Below are 15683 nucleotides of genomic sequence, written 5' to 3' on the forward strand. Positions count from 1 at the left end.
TTCTTGTTCTAGAGGCCGAGCGCGGCGATGACGCCGGGGCTCGCCTGCACCGCACTGCGGCGGTGATAGAAATCGAGCGCTCTCAGCCCGCCGAGCTCGGCGCCGCCGCCCGCGCGGCCGGGGCCGCCATGCAGCGACATCGGCATCACGTTGCCGTGGCCGGTATGGGCCTGTGCCACTTCGGGGGTGATGACGTGCACGCGGCCGTGACTGGGCGCGACCGACAGCGCGGCTTGCGCCAGAGCTGCGTCGTCGCTGCCATATAGAGAGGTGACGAGCGAGCCCTGGCCGCGGTGCGCCAGCGCAATGCCGTGCGCGAGGTCGCGGTAGGGCAGCAGCGTGGCCACGGGGCCGAACACTTCCACGTCGTGCACGCGCTGCGCCGCATCGGCGTCACGCGCGCCAAGCAGCACGGGGCCGATGCAGGCGGCGATGTTCGGGTCGGCGTCGATCAGCGGCTTGTTGCGGCCATCGTGCAGCACAGTTGTTTGCGCGGCCAGTGCGTCGAGGCCTTCGCGCACTGCGTTCAACTGCGCGCGGCTCACGAGCGAACCCATGCGCACGCTCTCGTTGCGCGGATTGCCGACCGTGATGCCCGCGAGCTTGGCTCCGATGGCTTCGGCCGCCGCGTCGTACACCTCGGCTGGCACCAGGATGCGGCGGATGGCCGTGCATTTCTGGCCCGACTTCACCGTCATCTCGCGCACCACTTCACGCACGAGCAGGTTGAAGGCCTCGCTGCCGGGCGCGGCGCCGGGCAGCAGCAGGGCGCTGTTGAGGCTGTCGGCTTCGATGTTCACGCGCACCGAGCGTTCGGCCACGGCGGGGTGCGAGCGGATCACTGCGGCCGTCTCGGCCGAACCGGTGAACGAGGCCACGTCGAAGGGCTGCAGCGCATCCATCAAGCCGGCCGAGCTGCCGCAGACGATGGAGAGCGCGCCAGCGGGCAGCACGCCTGCATCGACCACGTCCTTCACCATGCGCTGCGTGAGCCAGGCGGTGGCCGTGGCGGGCTTCACGATCACGGGCACGCCCGACAGCAGCGCGGGCGCAGCCTTTTCCCACAAGCCCCACGAGGGGAAGTTGAAGGCGTTGATGAACAGCGCCACGCCCTGCGTCGGCACCTGCAGGTGCTGCGACTGGAATACCGGCTCCTTGCCGAGCTTCACGGCTTCGCCGTCGCGCAGCGCACGCACGTCGCCGAGCGTGTCGCCCCATTTCGCGTACTGGCCGATCGTGAAGATCGCGCCGTCGATGTCGACGGCCGAGTCGTTCTTCACCGTGCCGGAATTGGCGGTGGCGATCTCGTAGTACGCGTCGCGGTTGGCTTGCAGCACCTTCACGACGGCTGCGAGCAAGGCGGCGCGCTGGCGGTAGGTGAGGGCGCGCAGCGCCTCGCCACCCTGTTCGCGTGCAAAGGCAAAGGCGGCGGGCAGGTCGAGCCCTGTGGCATCGACGCGCGCGAGCTCGGTGCCCAGCACCGGGTCGAACAGGGGCGTACCGGCGCCCGATCCGCTTTGCCAGCGGCCGGCGACGTAGTTGGAAAGGAGCTCGGTCATTCGATGGGTCTCAACGTGGGCAGGTTCGGGGAACACCGCGGAACCGGCTTTGCCGGGCCGCTGGTGTTGCCCCCGGCGAGGGGGTTGGCGGCCACACGAAGTGGGCAAGCCTGGGGGAGTGCTTCATACGGTGAACTTGATCTGCCCTTCGGGCAGCAGATACAGGACGAGCGCGCGGCCACTGGCCACGGTCGGGCGGTGCGCGGTGCCGGGCCCGTAGACGCACCAGCCCGCGGGCCGTCCGTCGAAGGTGGCGGCGCTGTCGTCGAGCGGCATGATCAGGTCGATCTCGCCGTTCGGATGCGTGTGGTGCGGGCCGGCGATGTCCTTCATGTCGACCACGTCGACCGAGAAGCGGTGCAGCGCGTCTTCGGCCTTGAAGACGCGGCCATACCTGATGCCGCCGCCTTCGCGTTCGCAGAGCCAGCCTTCGGCGACGCCGCCGATGCAGGCCTGGCGCAGTTGTTCGAAGCTGGCGCTGCCCGCGCCGTGGGTGGCGTTGAGCCACTGGTCGAGCGTGCCGTCGAGCGGCCTGCCGGCAATCTCGGCGGTCAGGCCGGCGATCAGCTGGTGAAATGCTTCCTTGCCGGTGGCGGGAGTGCTGCTGTCGGACATCGTGGGGCCTCGAACTTTGGAACTACCTTGCAGGATCACTGCGCGTGCAGTATCTTGCGTGTGGCCGAACAATAAGCATCGAGGCAATGAGTGTCAAGCAATATAGTGCATCTATGGTGTTTACCCTGAGCGCGCACAATCCCGGCGAAGAACGAGGAATTGCATGAATGAGCATGTAGACGCGGGGCTGGCTGCCGCGCTGGAAAGCGGCAACGGCAGCAACGGTGCCCAGGGCCACGCCGTCGCAGGGGAGGCGAAGAATCCGCTGCTGGTGGCGCTGGGCGACCGCGTGCGCAACCTGCGCGCGCAGCGCGGCCTCACGCGCAAGGCGGTGGCTATTTCGGCCGACGTGTCGGAGCGCCACCTGGCCAATCTTGAATACGGCATCGGCAACGCGTCGATCCTGGTGCTGCAGCAGGTGGCCGGTGCGCTGCACTGCTCGCTGGCCGAACTGGTGGGTGACGTCACGACCAGCTCGCCCGAGTGGCTGCTGATCCGCGAACTGCTCGAGCACCGCAGCGAAGCCGACCTGCGCCGCGTGCGCGTGGCGCTCGGCGAGTTGCTGGGCACCGCCTCTGTCGACCCGGCGCGGCACCGGCGCATCGCCCTCGTGGGGCTGCGCGGCGCGGGCAAGTCGACGCTGGGGCAGATGCTGGCCGAAGACCTGGAACTGCCCTTCATCGAGCTGAGCCGCGAGATCGAGAAGCTCGCCGGCTGCAGCGTGCGCGAGATCCACGACCTGTACGGCACCAACGCCTACCGTCGCTACGAGCGCCGCGCGCTTGAGGAGGCTGTGCAGATCTACAGCGAGGTGGTCATCGCCACGCCCGGCGGCATCGTGTCAGACCCGGCCACCTTCAACGAACTGCTCGCGCACTGCACCACCGTGTGGCTGCAGGCCGCGCCCGAGGAGCACATGGGTCGCGTGGCCGCGCAGGGCGACACCCGCCCGATGGCGGCCAGCAAGGAAGCGATGGAAGACCTGCGCCGCATCCTGAACGGCCGGGCCGCCTTTTATTCGAAGGCCGATCTGTCGGTGGATACGAGCGGCAAGACCTTGTCGCAGAGCTTCCAGGCCTTGCGCTCCGTCGCCCGCCAGTCCATGGGACTGGTCTAGGCGCCTGAAATCTGAAAAAAAGTGCACTAGGCATTGACTTGCCTACATGCATGCAGCATGATGCATGTCATCGGAGCAGTAAAGTGCATTATCTTTCCTGTTCACGGTTTCCGAACACTGCCCCACAGGAGACTTCCGCATGACCGACACCACCACGCTCCAGGCGCCCCCGCGCGTCGACTACCGCACCGAGCCCGGCCAATACCGCCACTGGTCCCTGAGCTTCGACGGTGCCATCGCGCGCCTCGTGCTCGACATTGCGGAAGACGGCGGCATCCGCCCCGGCTACAAGTTGAAGCTCAACAGCTACGACCTGGGCGTGGACATCGAGCTGAACGACGCGCTCAACCGCGTGCGATTCGAGCACCCCGAAGTGCGCAGCGTGATCGTCACCAGCGGCAAGGACCGCATCTTCTGCTCGGGCGCCAACATCTTCATGCTCGGCGTCTCGGGCCATGCGTGGAAGGTGAACTTCTGCAAGTTCACCAACGAGACGCGCAACGGCATCGAAGACTCCTCGAAGCATTCGGGCCTGAAGTTCCTCGCGGCCGTGAACGGCGCCTGCGCGGGCGGCGGCTACGAACTGGCGCTGGCCTGCGACGAAATTTTGCTGGTGGACGACCGCTCCTCTGCCGTGTCGCTGCCCGAAGTGCCGCTGCTCGGCGTGCTGCCCGGCACCGGCGGCCTGACCCGCGTGACCGACAAGCGCCACGTGCGCCATGACCTTGCCGACATCTTCTGCACCAGCGTCGAAGGCGTGCGCGGCCAGCGCGCGGTCGACTGGCGCCTGGTCGATGCCGTGGCCAAGCCCGCGCAGTTCGCCGCTGCGGTGCAAGACCGTGCTTCGCAGCTCGCCGCAGGCAGCGACCGCCCCGCCGGCGGCAAGGGCGTGGCCCTGACCCGCCTCGAGCGCACCGACAGCGCCGACGGCATTGCCTACTCGCACGTCAACGTGCAGATCGACCGCAGCAAGCGCACCGCCACGATCACCGTCAAGGCCCCCACCGGCACGCAGCCGGCGGACATCGCCGCCATCGAAGCCGCAGGCGCCGCCTGGTGGCCGCTCGCGATGTGCCGCGAACTCGACGACGCCATCCTCAACCTGCGCACCAACGAGCTCGACACCGGCACCTGGCTGCTCAAGACCGAAGGCGATGCCGCCGCCGTGCTCGCGTCGGACGCCGTGATGCTCGCCAACAAGGACCACTGGCTGGTGCGCGAAACCATCGGCGCGCTGCGTCGCACGCTGGCACGCCTCGATGTTTCTTCGCGCAGCCTGTTCGCGCTGGTCGAAGCCGGCTCGTGCTTCGTCGGTACGCTGGCCGAGCTGGCCTTCGCGGCCGACCGCACGTACATGCTTGCGCTGCCCGACGATGCCGACCGCGCACCCAAGCTCACGCTCGACGAGTTCAACTTCGGCTTCTTCCCGATGGTGAACGACCAGAGCCGCCTGCAGCGCCGCTTCTATGAAGAGGCCGCGCCGCTCGAAGCCGCGCGCGCCGCCGCAGGCAAGGCGCTCGACGCTGACGAAGCGCTGAAGCTCGGCCTGGTCACCGCTGCGCCCGACGACATCGACTGGGACGACGAGATCCGCATCGTCATCGAGGAGCGCGCCGCCATGTCGCCCGACGCGCTCACCGGCCTCGAGGCCAACCTGCGCTTCGCGAGCAAGGAAAACATGGCCACCCGCATCTTCGGCCGGCTCACCGCCTGGCAGAACTGGATCTTCAACCGCCCCAACGCCGTCGGCGAAAAGGGTGCGCTCAAGGTCTACGGCACCGGCGAAAAGGCCGGCTTCGACATGAACCGCGTTTGAGCTGACAGTCCGTACAACCCAAGGAACAACGATGAGCACGATCAACTACAGCGAGAAGATCCCCAACAACGTCAACCTCGGCGAAGACCGCACGCTGCAGCGCGCGCTCGAAGGCTGGCAGCCCAACTTCATCAACTGGTGGGACGACGTGGGCCCCGAAGGCTCCACCAACCACGAGGTGTACCTGCGCACGGCCGTGAGCGTCGACCCGCAGGGCTGGGCCCAGTTCGGCCACGTGAAGATGCGCGACTACCGCTGGGGCATCTTCCTGAACCCGGGCGACGCCAACCGCGAAGTTCATTTCGGCGACCACAAGGGCGAGAAGGCCTGGCAGGACGTGCCCGGCGAACACCGCGCCAACCTGCGCCGCATCATCGTGACGCAGGGCGACACCGAGCCCGCATCGGTCGAGCAGCAGCGCCACCTGGGCCTCACGGCGCCAAGCATGTACGACCTGCGCAACCTGTTCCAGATCAATGTGGAAGAAGGCCGCCACCTGTGGGCGATGGTCTATCTGCTGCACAAGCACTTCGGCCGCGACGGGCGCGAGGAAGCCGAGGCGCTCTTGCAGCGCACCTCGGGCGACGAGAACAACCCGCGCATCCTGGGTGCGTTCAACGAGCGCACGCCCGACTGGCTCGCGTTCTTCATGTTCACGTACTTCACCGACCGAGACGGCAAGTTCCAGCTTTCGGCGCTGGCCGAAAGCGCGTTCGATCCGCTGGCGCGCACCACGAAGTTCATGCTGACCGAGGAAGCGCACCACATGTTCGTGGGCGAAAGCGGCGTGTCACGCGTCATCGCGCGCACCGCGCAGGTCATGAACGAGCTGAAGACCGATGACGCGCAGAAGGTGCGCGCCGCGGGCTGCATCGACCTGGGCACCATCCAGCGCTACCTGAACTTCCACTACAGCGTGACCATCGACCTGTTCGGCGCCGACCAGTCGAGCAACGCCGCCATCTTCTACAGCTCGGGCCTGAAGGGCCGCTACGAAGAAGGCAAGCGCACGGACGATCACATCCTCAAGGGCCAGACCTACAAGGTGCTGGAAGTGAAGGAAGGCCAGCTCGTCGAGAAAGACGTGCCGATGCTCAATGCACTGAACGAAGTGCTGCGCGACGACTTCATCAAGGACTCGGTGGCCGGCGTCGGCCGCTGGAACAAGGTGCTGGAAAAGGCCGGCATCCCGACGCGCCTGGTGGTGCCGCACAAGGCCTTCAACCGCCAGATCGGCGCGCTCGCCGGCATCAAGATGTCGCCGGAAGGCCGCGTGGTGAACGACGTGGAATGGGCCGCCAAGCGCGATGAATGGCTGCCGAGCGCCGAAGACTTCGCTTTCGTGGCATCGTTGATGGGCCGCGTGGTGGAGCCGGGCAAGTTCGCAGGCTGGATCTCGCCGCCGGTGATGGGCATCAATCGCCAGCCCGTGGACTTCGAATACGTGCGTTTCGGCTGAGCGCCTGGATATGAATCCCTCGTCCCCACGGCGAGGGGATGGAGAAAAACATGGACATGGCCGTTGAAGCCGGGGTCATCAAGCAGCACCTGATCGACCCCGAGATCTGCATCCGCTGCAACACTTGCGAGGCCACCTGCCCCGTCAACGCGATCACGCACGACGACAACAACTACGTCGTGCGAGCCGACGTCTGCAACGGCTGCATGGCCTGCATCTCGCCGTGCCCGACGGGCTCGATCGACAACTGGCGCACGATGCCGCTGGTGCGCGCGTACACGATCGAGGAACAGCTCACCTGGGAATCGCTGCCCGCCGAGCTCTCGCCCGAAGAGCTGGAAGCGGCCGGCGTGTCTGCCGAAGCCGCTGGCGATGCCGCCGCGCCTGAGCAAACCCAGGCGCAAGCCCAGGCTGCAGTCGAATCCGTCGAGCCGGCCTTCAACTCCGCGCAGTACGGCGCCACCGTGCCGCCCTGGTCGGCTGCGCACGCCTACACCAATCTCTTTCCGCCGAAGACGCCGACCACCGCCACCGTGGTGGGCAACTTCAACTGCACCGAGGCGGGCTTCGACAGCGAGACGCATCACATCGTGCTCGACTTCGGCGTGTTGCCATTCCCGGTGCTCGAAGGCCAGTCGATCGGCATCGTGCCTCCGGGCATTGATGCCATCGGCAAGCGCCACCATGCGCGCCAGTACTCGGTGGCCAGCCCGCGCAACGGCGAGCGGCCCGGCTACAACAACGTCTCGCTCACCGTGAAGCGCGTGACCGAAGACCACGAAGGCGAGCCGGTGCGCGGCGTGTGCTCCAACTACGTGTGCGACCTGAAGGTGGGCGACACGGTGCAGGTGGTGGGGCCCTTCGGCGCGTCGTTCCTGATGCCGAACCACCCCAGGTCGCACATCGTGATGATCTGCACCGGCACCGGCAGCGCGCCGATGCGCGCCATGACCGAATGGCGCCGCCGGCTGCGCAAGAGCGGCAAGTTCGAAGGCGGCAAGCTGATGCTGTTCTTCGGCGCGCGCACGCAGCAGGAGCTGCCGTATTTCGGCCCGCTGCAGTCGCTGCCCAAGGACTTCATCGACATCAACCTCGCGTTCTCGCGCACGCCGGGGCAACCCAAGCGCTACGTGCAGGACCTGATGCGCGAACGCGCCGCCGACCTGGCCGCACTGCTGAAAGACGGCAGCAGCCACTTCTACGTGTGCGGCCTCAAGAGCATGGAAGAGGGCGTGGTGCTCGCACTGCGCGACGTGGCGAAGGAAGCGGGGCTCGACTGGGACTCCGTCGGCGCTGCCCTGAAACGCGAAGGCCGCCTGCACCTCGAAACGTACTAAGCTGCGGCGGATGAAGTTCGCCGACTTCCACGCAGGCCAGGTCATCGAGGCCGGCCCTTACGTGCTTGCCGAAGCCGAGCTCCTGCAGTTCGCGCGGGCCTACGACCCGCAGTGGTTTCACACCGATGCCGACGCGGCTGCCGACAGCCCTTTCGGCGGGCTGATCGCCAGCGGCTGGCATACGTGCTCCATCGCGATGCGGCTGGTGGTCGGCGCGGCGCTCGCCGGCTCCGAGTCTTTTGCGTCGCCGGGGCTCGAGCATGTGCGCTGGCCCAACCCCGTGCGGCCCGGCGACGCGCTGCGACTGGTGGCAGACGTTATCGAGGTGCGCCGCTCCGAGAAGCGCCCCACGCTCGGCATCCTGCGCTGGCGCTGGCGGCTCTTCAACCAGCGCGAGCTGGTAGTGCTCGACGCGGAAGTCACCAGCCTGTTCAAGCTCAAGCTGGCCGACTGAGGCTTCATCAATTAAAAAGCCCGCAACGCGGACGCTGCGGGCTTTCTTCGGCTTGGCCGCCGGGGTTACTGCTGCTTGATGTCGACAGCGCCCGAGCCTTGGGCCTTGGCGCGAGCCTTCGCGCCGGCGTTTGCCGGCTTCACGGCACCGGCGGTCGAGCCCACGGCGCCGGTTGCGCCATTCAGCGTGCTGCCAGCGGTGTTCGCCACGCCGCCCACTGCATTCGTGGCGCCGCCGACAGCGCCGGTGGCGCCACCCAGCACGCCACCGACGGCATTGCCAACGCCGCCTGTCGAGTTGCCGGCCGCGTCGGTGGCGGTAGTGCCGGCATTCGTGCGGGCGCCTGCGGCCGCACCGGTGCGTGCACCGGCGCCTGCTGCGGCTCCGCCCTGTGGGGAGCCGGTGCCGGCGGCGCCCGAAGTGTTCACGTCTGCATTGACTCCCACGCCGACCCCGACGCCTTGCGCCTGGGCTGCGCCGCCGACGGCCAGGAGGCCTGCGAGCAGGGCGCCGAGGAAGATGCGGTTGTGTTGCTGTTGCTTCATGGGTGACTGTTCCTTTCGTAGCATGGTCACGATTTCAAGAACCGACCGAGGTTCGATCGATTCGGGTGCAACCATGGCCGGGCCGCCATCTGTCGCCATGTGCGCGACAGTCGCCCACGCGTGTGGGAATCGGCTGTCGGCGAAATCAGAGGCTCGTACGTTAGGCCCCGGCCCGCATCAAGGCAGCAGATGCGTGCTGAAGAATGCTGTTGTCTTGCGGTTCACGTCCGGTAACACGCCGGCGCGGTCGAAGCCAGACGGGTCGTTGAGCATGTCGCCGATCAGCCCGGTGAGTCCCGGCGGCAGCGGCGACAGCAGCGAACCGTGCCCGGCGGTGGGCATGTCGGCAATCAGTTCGCAGCGCGGCAGGCAGGCCGCCAGCACCCGGTCGCTGTGAAAGCGCGGGATCAGCCAGCGGTCTTGCCGGGCGGTGATGAGCCCCAGCGGCACGCGCGGGTTGGCCAGCGAGGCCATGTCGAAATCGGCCGACGAAGGCACGGCCGCCGCGATGGCGGCGATGCGCGGGTCGGTGTGCTCGCGCGGGGTGGCGTCGTCGAAGCGATGGCGGATGACCCACAGCGCGGCCCATTTCTTCAGGCCATCGAAAGGCCCGCCCGTCAGCCGCATGATCAGGCCGACACAGGACTGGAAGTCGTCCACCAGGTTCGCCTCGCAATGCTGTTTGAACCCGGCCGGCGACCAGCGCCCGCCCGCGAGGCTCAGCGCCGTGTGCCCACCCGCCGACATGCCGTACATGCCGACCTTGTCGAGCTGCAGCAGCGGCGCGAAGCGCGGGTCGCGAGCCACTGCGTCGATGGCGCGCGACACCTCGGCCGGGCGCATCGACCAGCTGTCGGGACCGGGGTTGCTGTCGTCCTTGTAGTTGTCGGCCTTGTGTTCGGGCATGGCGACGATGAAGCCGGCGTCTACCAGGCTGCGCGCCAGGTCCACGTGCACCCACGGCGCGCCGCCGGAGCCGTGCGAGACGACGACCAGCCGGCCATTGCCGCGCACCGGTGCGCCCTGCGCCGCCATGTCGAGCGTGAAGCGGGCGCGCCGGGTCGGCTGGGCCGCATCTGCGGATGGATAGAACACGGTCACCGGGCCGTCATCGGCCGTGGCGGCAAGCTCCGCCATGCCCATCGAGGCTTGGGCCCATCCGGACCACAAGGCCAGCAGGAAGATGAAATGGAAACGTCGTCGCATCGAACTCCTTGTCATCGGAGGCCCATGCCCCCGGCGACCCGGACGATGCAGCGGCGCGCCGGCCGCGTCTTGCCGAAAGCCGCAACCGCGGTTTTCGGCAAGAGATTTCAGGATTCGGCCAGCTTCTGCTTGCGGAATTCGGTGGGCGTGAGGCCGGTGGCGGCCTTGAACGCGCGGTTGAACGGGCCGATGGACTGGAAGCCCGCGGTCAAGGCGATGGTCAGCACCGGCAGCTCGCGCTTCGAGGAGTCGGCCAGCGCCGCCGTCGCCTCGGCCAGCCGGAAGCCGTTGACGAAGGCGTTGAAATTGCGGTGGCCCAGCCGCTGGTTGATGAGGCGGCGCAGGCGGTATTCGGGCACTGAGAGCCGTGCGGCGAGGGCGGCGATGCTCAGGTCTTCGCTGCGATAGGCGTGATCGACCGCCATGGCGTGTTGCAGGGATTCGGCGAGGCGGTCTTCGGCGGGGTCGGGGGCCGGAGGTTCGACGGGGGGCGGTTCGACCGTTGGGATAGGCGCATCCGGAACCACCGCGGCCGGAAACAGCTCCGACCCCGCCAGCCGCACCATCCGCCAAGCCACCACCGCCACGATCAGCAGCAGCATCGCCACATCAGCCGTCGCCGACAGGCTGGACAGCTGCCCGCGCGGCGAGGCCAGCCGGACGACCAGCATCCCGACGCTGTAGCCGACGCCCGTCACCACGATGAACACGCGCAGCCGGCGCCGCCCCTCCACCAGGTCCGCCCGCCACTGCGAGGCTGCCGCCATCGCGGCCAGCACCGCGAACACCAGTGGCACGGCGCGCTGAACGCCCATCGTCACCGGTGCGAGCACCGAGGCGCTGCCCGCCACCACCGCGCAGTTGAGCGCGGCCACCGCGGCCACCACGAGCCAAGCGGCAACGTGCACGGGCCGCGGCCTGAAGTCATCGTTGAACAGCGCCTGCACGAACACCCAGAACAGCACGGCATTGCCGACCGCCACGGCGACGAACGGCGACTGCCACACGCGCGGCACGAGCGATTCGAAGGCTGGCGCGGAGCCGATGACCTGGATGCACAGGCCCAGCGTCAGCAGCACGCCGGCGCGCGCGACCGGCAGGCGAGGGCGGTCGCGGCCGAGGACCAGCGCGAGCACGAGCAGCAAGGCCAGCAGCACGCCGCGCAGGGCGGCGTCGAGCAGGGTTGTCGGGGCGGGCGTCATGGTGCGGCCCGATTCTCACCTCAGTGTCGTGACAACCGACGGGCGTTCCGGCCCCGCAAGACCCTTCGGCACGCCATGACAAACATATGCAACTCATAATGTTGCATGAAACGAGACAGCAAGCTTTCAGCCGTTCTCCACGTGCTCCTGCACATGGCCGAGATGAACGACCCCGTCACTTCCGAGTCGCTCGCGGCTGCGATGCACACCAACCCGGTCGTCGTGCGCCGCCTCATGGCCGGCCTGCGGCAGGCGGGGTTCGTCAGCTCGGCCAAGGGCCATGGCGGCGGCTGGGTGCTGTCGTGTTCGCTGGCGGCGGTGACGCTGGGCGACATCCACAACGCCGTCGGCGCGCCCGCGCTGCTGGCCATGGGCAATCGCACCGAGAGCCCGGGCTGCATCGTCGAGCAGGCCGTGAACGCGGCGCTCGATGGTGCGTGCGACGAGGCCGAGGCGCTGCTGCTCAGGCGTTTCAACAGCATCACGCTGGCCGATCTTTCCAGGGACTTCCACCGCCGCATGACGGGCGGCGGCTTTACATCGAAGGACATTGAACATGCGCTATGACGCACTGATCGTGGGCGGCAGCTTTGCCGGCCTTTCCGCTGCCATGCAGCTGGCGCGCGCACGAAGGAACGTGTGCGTCGTCGATGCGGGCGCGCCGCGCAACCGCTTTGCCGCGGCGTCGCACGGTTTCTTCGGGCAGGACGGCGTGCCGCCCTTGAAGATGATTGCCGACGCGCGCGACAAGCTGCTTGCGTATCCGTCCGTCAAGTTCGTCAGCGGCAGTGCGGTGGCCGCGAGCGCCGATGGTGCCGAGGGATTCACGCTGTCACTGGACAACGGCGAGCAGGTCTCGACCCGCAAGCTGCTCCTGGCGTACGGCATTCAGGACGGCCTGCCCGACATCGCCGGCATCAGCGAGCGCTGGGGCAAGAGCGTGTTGCACTGCCCCTATTGCCACGGCTACGAGTTCAGCGGGCGTCCACTGGGCGTGCTGTTCCACAGCGGGCATCCGCCGGACCATTCGCTGCTGATCAACGAGTGGGGCCCGACCACGGTCTTCCTGAATGGCGGCGACGGGCCCGATGCCGAGACGCGCGCGAAGCTGCAGTCGCGCGGCGTGGCCATCGAGCCGGGGCGCATCGTTGGCCTGGAAGGCGCGGTGCCTCAGCTTGCCGGCGTGCGCATCGACGATGGCAGGCTCGTGCCGATCGAGGCGCTGTACGTGGTGCCGCACACGCGTCCATCCAGCCCGCTGGCCGAACAGCTCGGCTGCGCCTTCGACGACGGCCCCTTCGGCCCGGTGCTGCGCGTCGACGGCATGAAGATGACGACGGTGCCCGACGTCTACGCGGCGGGCGACCTCTCTATGAAATTCACCAATGCCACGCTGGCCTCGGCGGACGGCCTGATGGCCGGCGTGTCGCTGCATCGGTCGCTGGTGTTCGACGCTTGAGCGAACTTTTTTCCCGGATCCGGGAAAAGTGGCTCAAGATCACCCTATAATTTGAGGCTTCACGCGGGAATAGCTCAGTTGGTAGAGCGCAACCTTGCCAAGGTTGAGGTCGAGAGTTCGAGACTCTTTTCCCGCTCCACATTGCAGAAAAAAAGGCCACCTCATCGGGTGGCCTTTTTCATTGGGCGCTTGATTGCTCAGCGGTCCGAGTGCTTCAGCAGGTAGCTGTTCGAGATCGCCTTGAACGACAGCCCGCCGTCCAGTCGCTTGAACACCACCCCCTCGCGCGAGGTGCCCGGGTTCAGCGACGGCCCTTCGGCATACGCCAGCACCTCGGCCATCGATCCGCCAAAGCGGTCGAGCGTGCTCACTTCGAGCAGCGGCACGGTGCGCACCCCCGCTCCCAACACGCGCAGCGCGTCGACGATGGCGTTGCGCTCATCCATCCCGCAGTGGCTGCCGCGGTCGATGTCGAACACATCGAAAACGTGGAACTGCTGACCGCGCAGCTTCTCCGGGTTGCCCTGGATGCCCTCGCCGATGATCTCGCCCTGCAGCGCTACATTGCGGCCCAGCGTCGCGAGCGCTTCCAGCAGGCGGTTTTCCCGCGCCACGCGCCACAGGCTGTTGCCCGGGGTTTCACGCAGTTGCCAGTTGCGCCCGCACACGCCGAGTGCGCCTGCGTTGTGGAACGCGGTCATGCTCGATCCGTCGAGCTTGACCGTGACCTCGAACGCAAGCCCGTCGTTTGCTGCAAGCACCTCCGGCAGGTTCTGGATGCGCTCCTGGTCGGTCTTGTCAATGAAGGACGGGAATGGGCCCTCCACCTCGCCCGACAGGCAGGCCGGGATCACCGGCTCCCATTTGCCGATGCCGAACAGCTCGGCCCAATCGCGCTGGCGCAGTGCCGGATCGGCCAGCGCGAGCGCGTCGATTTCCGCGAACTGCGACAGCGGCAGGATCAGCCCCTGCGAGATCTGGCCGCGCAGCTTCATCGTGCGAAGCCGCACGCCGCGCTGTTCGTTCCAGGTGATCGCGGCCTTCTCCAGGAAGGCGAAGCGTGGATCGTCGAGCGGCAGGAACGCGTCGATCTCGAAGAAGACGCAGCGGTCGCCGACGGCGAACTCCCCCTTCTTGATGACGACGGTCCAGCCTTCGACGATGGCGCATTCGATGGCATCGGCCCCGGGGATGGGGCGGATGGCGTCGACGGTGCGGACGGTGACGAGTTTGCGCATGGTTGTTTTCTCCCTGTGGTTGATGGTGACGCAAAAGAAAAGAGGCCCGGAACCATTCGGTGTCCGGGCCTCCTTGAAAAGAGTGCTGAAGAGATGCGCGCTATGCGCCGACTCCTCCCGGTGATGCGTGATAGCCCGCTTGCTGCAGGCCGATCGCATGGCCCATGCCGCACACGAACGCACGGCCCGATGTCGGGCTCGCGTTGTCGATGACGTTGGCAATGACCAGTGCTGCGTTCACGAAGAGGCTTCCGGGTGGCGGTTGTGGGTGTGTTTCGTTGTCGGATCGACGCGAGCAAATTCGCGAAGGAGGCGGACTGTAAATAATGTTTACGGCGGCGTCAACCCCTGGCCGCCAACACCGTCCCCCGGCTCTCCCCAAACCCGATGCGCGCATGCCCCGGCTTCTTGCACCAGCCGCGCAGCAGCACCGCATCGCCGTCTTCCAGAAAACCGCGCTGTTCGCCATTGGTCAGCGTCACCGGGCTTTGCGCGGCGCGCGTCAGTTCGATGATTGCGCCGGCTTCACCTGCACCGGGCCCGGAGATCGTGCCGCTGCCGAACAGGTCGCCCGGGTTCAGGCTGCAGCCGCCCATCGTGTGGTGCGTCACCATCTGCGCGACGCTCCAGTACTGGTGCCTGAAGCTCGTGGACGACAGGCGCGACGGGCCCGTCTTCTCCTTGCGCGCCTTCTCGCTTTCGAGCCAGACCTCCAGGCGGATGTCGAGCGCGCCGCTCTCGCGGTTCTTCGCGTTCTCCAGGTACGCGAGCGGTTGGGGCTCGCTCGTTGGCCGCGTCCACGCCTGCCGGTAGGGCGCAAGCGCTTCCATCGTCACGATCCATGGCGAGATCGTGGTTGCGAAGTTCTTCGCGAGGAAGGGACCGAGCGGCGCCATCTCCCAGAACTGGATGTCGCGCGCCGACCAGTCGTTCAGCAGGCAGATGCCGAAGATGTGTTCTTCCGCATGTTCGAGCGCAATGGGCTCGCCCTGCGCATTGCCGCTGCCGATCCACACGCCAAGCTCCAGCTCGTAGTCGAGCCGCGCGCAGGCCTGATACGTCGGCGCCTTCGCGCCCGGCGCCATCGCCTGCCCCATCGGCCGGTGAAAGCGTTGGCCGCTCACGCCGATGGTCGACACGCGCCCGTGGTACGCGGTCGGAATCCAGCGGAAGTTGGGCGTCACGTCGCCTTCGGGGTTGAACAGGCGCGTGATGTTCAGCGCATGGTCGATCGAGGTGTAGAAGTCGGTGTAGTCGCCGATGCGTGCAGGCACCGTGTATTCGACTTCGGCCTGCGGCACCAGGCATTCGCGCACGGCCTGCACCGTGGCGACGGGTGCGTCGTTCTTCAGCAGGTCGAAGAGCGCGTGCCGCAGCGCCTTCCACGCGGCGCCGCCGAGCGCGAAGAAGTCGTTCAGCGCGGGCAGCGCGGCCGCTCGCGCCGCATCGAGTGCAAGACCGTCGAGCTGTTGCTGGGCGGCCAGCGCCGCAAGGTCCAGCACCTGGTCGCCGATGGCGACGCCGCCGCGAAACGCCTCGCTGCTGCCCGCGCGGCGAAACACCGCATGCGGCAGGTTCTGGATCGGAAAGTCGCTGTCCGCTGCATTGGCCGATTCGACCCAGCTGCGCGCGTTGGCGTCGTGCGTGTGGTTGAGTGCGCTCATGGTGAAGAGGCC

15 protein-coding genes and 1 tRNA gene are annotated in these 15683 nt (G+C 67.4%); 8 read left to right on the forward strand and 8 right to left on the reverse strand.

Annotated features, from left to right (window positions below):
• Positions 1–8: 8 nt before the first annotated feature.
• Both ACTG4X_RS01445 and ACTG4X_RS01450 read right to left on the reverse strand, forming a co-directional pair.
• A complete protein-coding gene (locus tag ACTG4X_RS01445) occupies positions 9–1559 on the reverse strand; it encodes a 3,4-dehydroadipyl-CoA semialdehyde dehydrogenase (RefSeq protein ID WP_097197500.1) in 1551 nt (516 codons plus the stop codon).
• A 123-nt stretch (positions 1560–1682) separates the two neighbouring features.
• A complete protein-coding gene (locus ACTG4X_RS01450; protein WP_093057059.1) occupies positions 1683–2174 on the reverse strand; it encodes a DUF4863 family protein in 492 nt (163 codons plus the stop codon).
• Between the two features lie 163 nt (positions 2175–2337).
• Here ACTG4X_RS01450 and ACTG4X_RS01455 point away from each other — a divergent pair, with 163 nt between their 5' ends.
• The 5 genes from ACTG4X_RS01455 (at position 2338) to ACTG4X_RS01475 (ending at position 8357) form a co-directional block, all read left to right on the forward strand.
• Positions 2338–3291: a helix-turn-helix transcriptional regulator gene (locus ACTG4X_RS01455; protein WP_093174760.1), complete on the forward strand. Its 954-nt coding sequence runs from the start codon at positions 2338–2340 to the stop codon at positions 3289–3291.
• Positions 3292–3430: 139 nt separating this feature from the next.
• A complete protein-coding gene (gene boxC / locus ACTG4X_RS01460; protein WP_097197499.1) occupies positions 3431–5107 on the forward strand; it encodes a 2,3-epoxybenzoyl-CoA dihydrolase in 1677 nt (558 codons plus the stop codon).
• 31 nt (positions 5108–5138) lie between these two features.
• Positions 5139–6566 (forward strand): benzoyl-CoA 2,3-epoxidase subunit BoxB, encoded by a 1428-nt coding sequence (gene boxB / locus ACTG4X_RS01465; protein ID WP_093057056.1) that lies wholly within the window; start codon positions 5139–5141, stop codon positions 6564–6566.
• Positions 6567–6616: 50 nt separating this feature from the next.
• On the forward strand, positions 6617–7903 hold the full coding sequence (gene boxA, locus ACTG4X_RS01470) for a benzoyl-CoA 2,3-epoxidase subunit BoxA (protein ID WP_093174946.1): 1287 nt from the start codon (positions 6617–6619) through the stop codon (positions 7901–7903).
• A 10-nt stretch (positions 7904–7913) separates the two neighbouring features.
• Positions 7914–8357 carry a MaoC family dehydratase gene (locus ACTG4X_RS01475; protein ID WP_093174767.1) on the forward strand — a complete coding sequence of 148 codons (444 nt, stop codon included), beginning with the start codon at positions 7914–7916 and terminating at the stop codon, positions 8355–8357.
• A gap of 65 nt (positions 8358–8422) precedes the next feature.
• Here ACTG4X_RS01475 and ACTG4X_RS01480 read toward each other — a convergent pair whose 3' ends face one another.
• The 3 genes from ACTG4X_RS01480 to ACTG4X_RS01490 form a co-directional block, all read right to left on the reverse strand.
• Positions 8423–8902 (reverse strand): adhesin, encoded by a 480-nt coding sequence (locus ACTG4X_RS01480; RefSeq protein ID WP_097197498.1) that lies wholly within the window; start codon positions 8900–8902, stop codon positions 8423–8425.
• 177 nt (positions 8903–9079) lie between these two features.
• A complete protein-coding gene (locus tag ACTG4X_RS01485) occupies positions 9080–10108 on the reverse strand; it encodes an alpha/beta hydrolase family protein (protein WP_097197497.1) in 1029 nt (342 codons plus the stop codon).
• 107 nt (positions 10109–10215) lie between these two features.
• Complete coding sequence (locus tag ACTG4X_RS01490) at positions 10216–11310, reverse strand: helix-turn-helix domain-containing protein (RefSeq protein WP_097197496.1); 1095 nt, start codon at positions 11308–11310, stop codon at positions 10216–10218.
• A 105-nt stretch (positions 11311–11415) separates the two neighbouring features.
• Here ACTG4X_RS01490 and ACTG4X_RS01495 point away from each other — a divergent pair, with 105 nt between their 5' ends.
• The 3 genes from ACTG4X_RS01495 (at position 11416) to ACTG4X_RS01505 (ending at position 12908) form a co-directional block, all read left to right on the forward strand.
• Positions 11416–11877 carry an RrF2 family transcriptional regulator gene (locus tag ACTG4X_RS01495; protein WP_093057051.1) on the forward strand — a complete coding sequence of 154 codons (462 nt, stop codon included), beginning with the start codon at positions 11416–11418 and terminating at the stop codon, positions 11875–11877.
• Positions 11867–12769, forward strand: a complete 903-nt coding sequence (locus tag ACTG4X_RS01500) for an NAD(P)/FAD-dependent oxidoreductase (protein WP_097197495.1) — start codon at positions 11867–11869, stop codon at positions 12767–12769. Before ACTG4X_RS01495 ends, ACTG4X_RS01500 begins: the two co-directional genes overlap by 11 nt.
• A 63-nt stretch (positions 12770–12832) precedes the next feature.
• Positions 12833–12908, forward strand: a tRNA-Gly gene (locus ACTG4X_RS01505).
• A gap of 58 nt (positions 12909–12966) precedes the next feature.
• Here ACTG4X_RS01505 and ACTG4X_RS01510 read toward each other — a convergent pair.
• The 3 genes from ACTG4X_RS01510 to fahA all read right to left on the reverse strand — a co-directional run bounded on the left by ACTG4X_RS01510 (position 12967) and on the right by fahA (position 15671).
• The gene (locus ACTG4X_RS01510; protein WP_179830358.1) at positions 12967–14007 is read right to left on the reverse strand and encodes an RNA ligase (ATP); all 1041 of its coding nucleotides are present in this window, start codon (positions 14005–14007) and stop codon (positions 12967–12969) included.
• A 100-nt stretch (positions 14008–14107) separates the two neighbouring features.
• On the reverse strand, positions 14108–14248 hold the full coding sequence (locus tag ACTG4X_RS01515) for a hypothetical protein (protein WP_179830357.1): 141 nt from the start codon (positions 14246–14248) through the stop codon (positions 14108–14110).
• A gap of 100 nt (positions 14249–14348) precedes the next feature.
• Positions 14349–15671 (reverse strand): fumarylacetoacetase, encoded by a 1323-nt coding sequence (gene fahA, locus ACTG4X_RS01520; protein WP_097197493.1) that lies wholly within the window; start codon positions 15669–15671, stop codon positions 14349–14351.
• Positions 15672–15683: the final 12 nt, after the last annotated feature.

The sequence above is a fragment of the Variovorax sp. YR566 genome, from assembly GCF_051992195.1.
In the GTDB taxonomy this organism is placed as follows: domain Bacteria; phylum Pseudomonadota; class Gammaproteobacteria; order Burkholderiales; family Burkholderiaceae_C; genus Variovorax.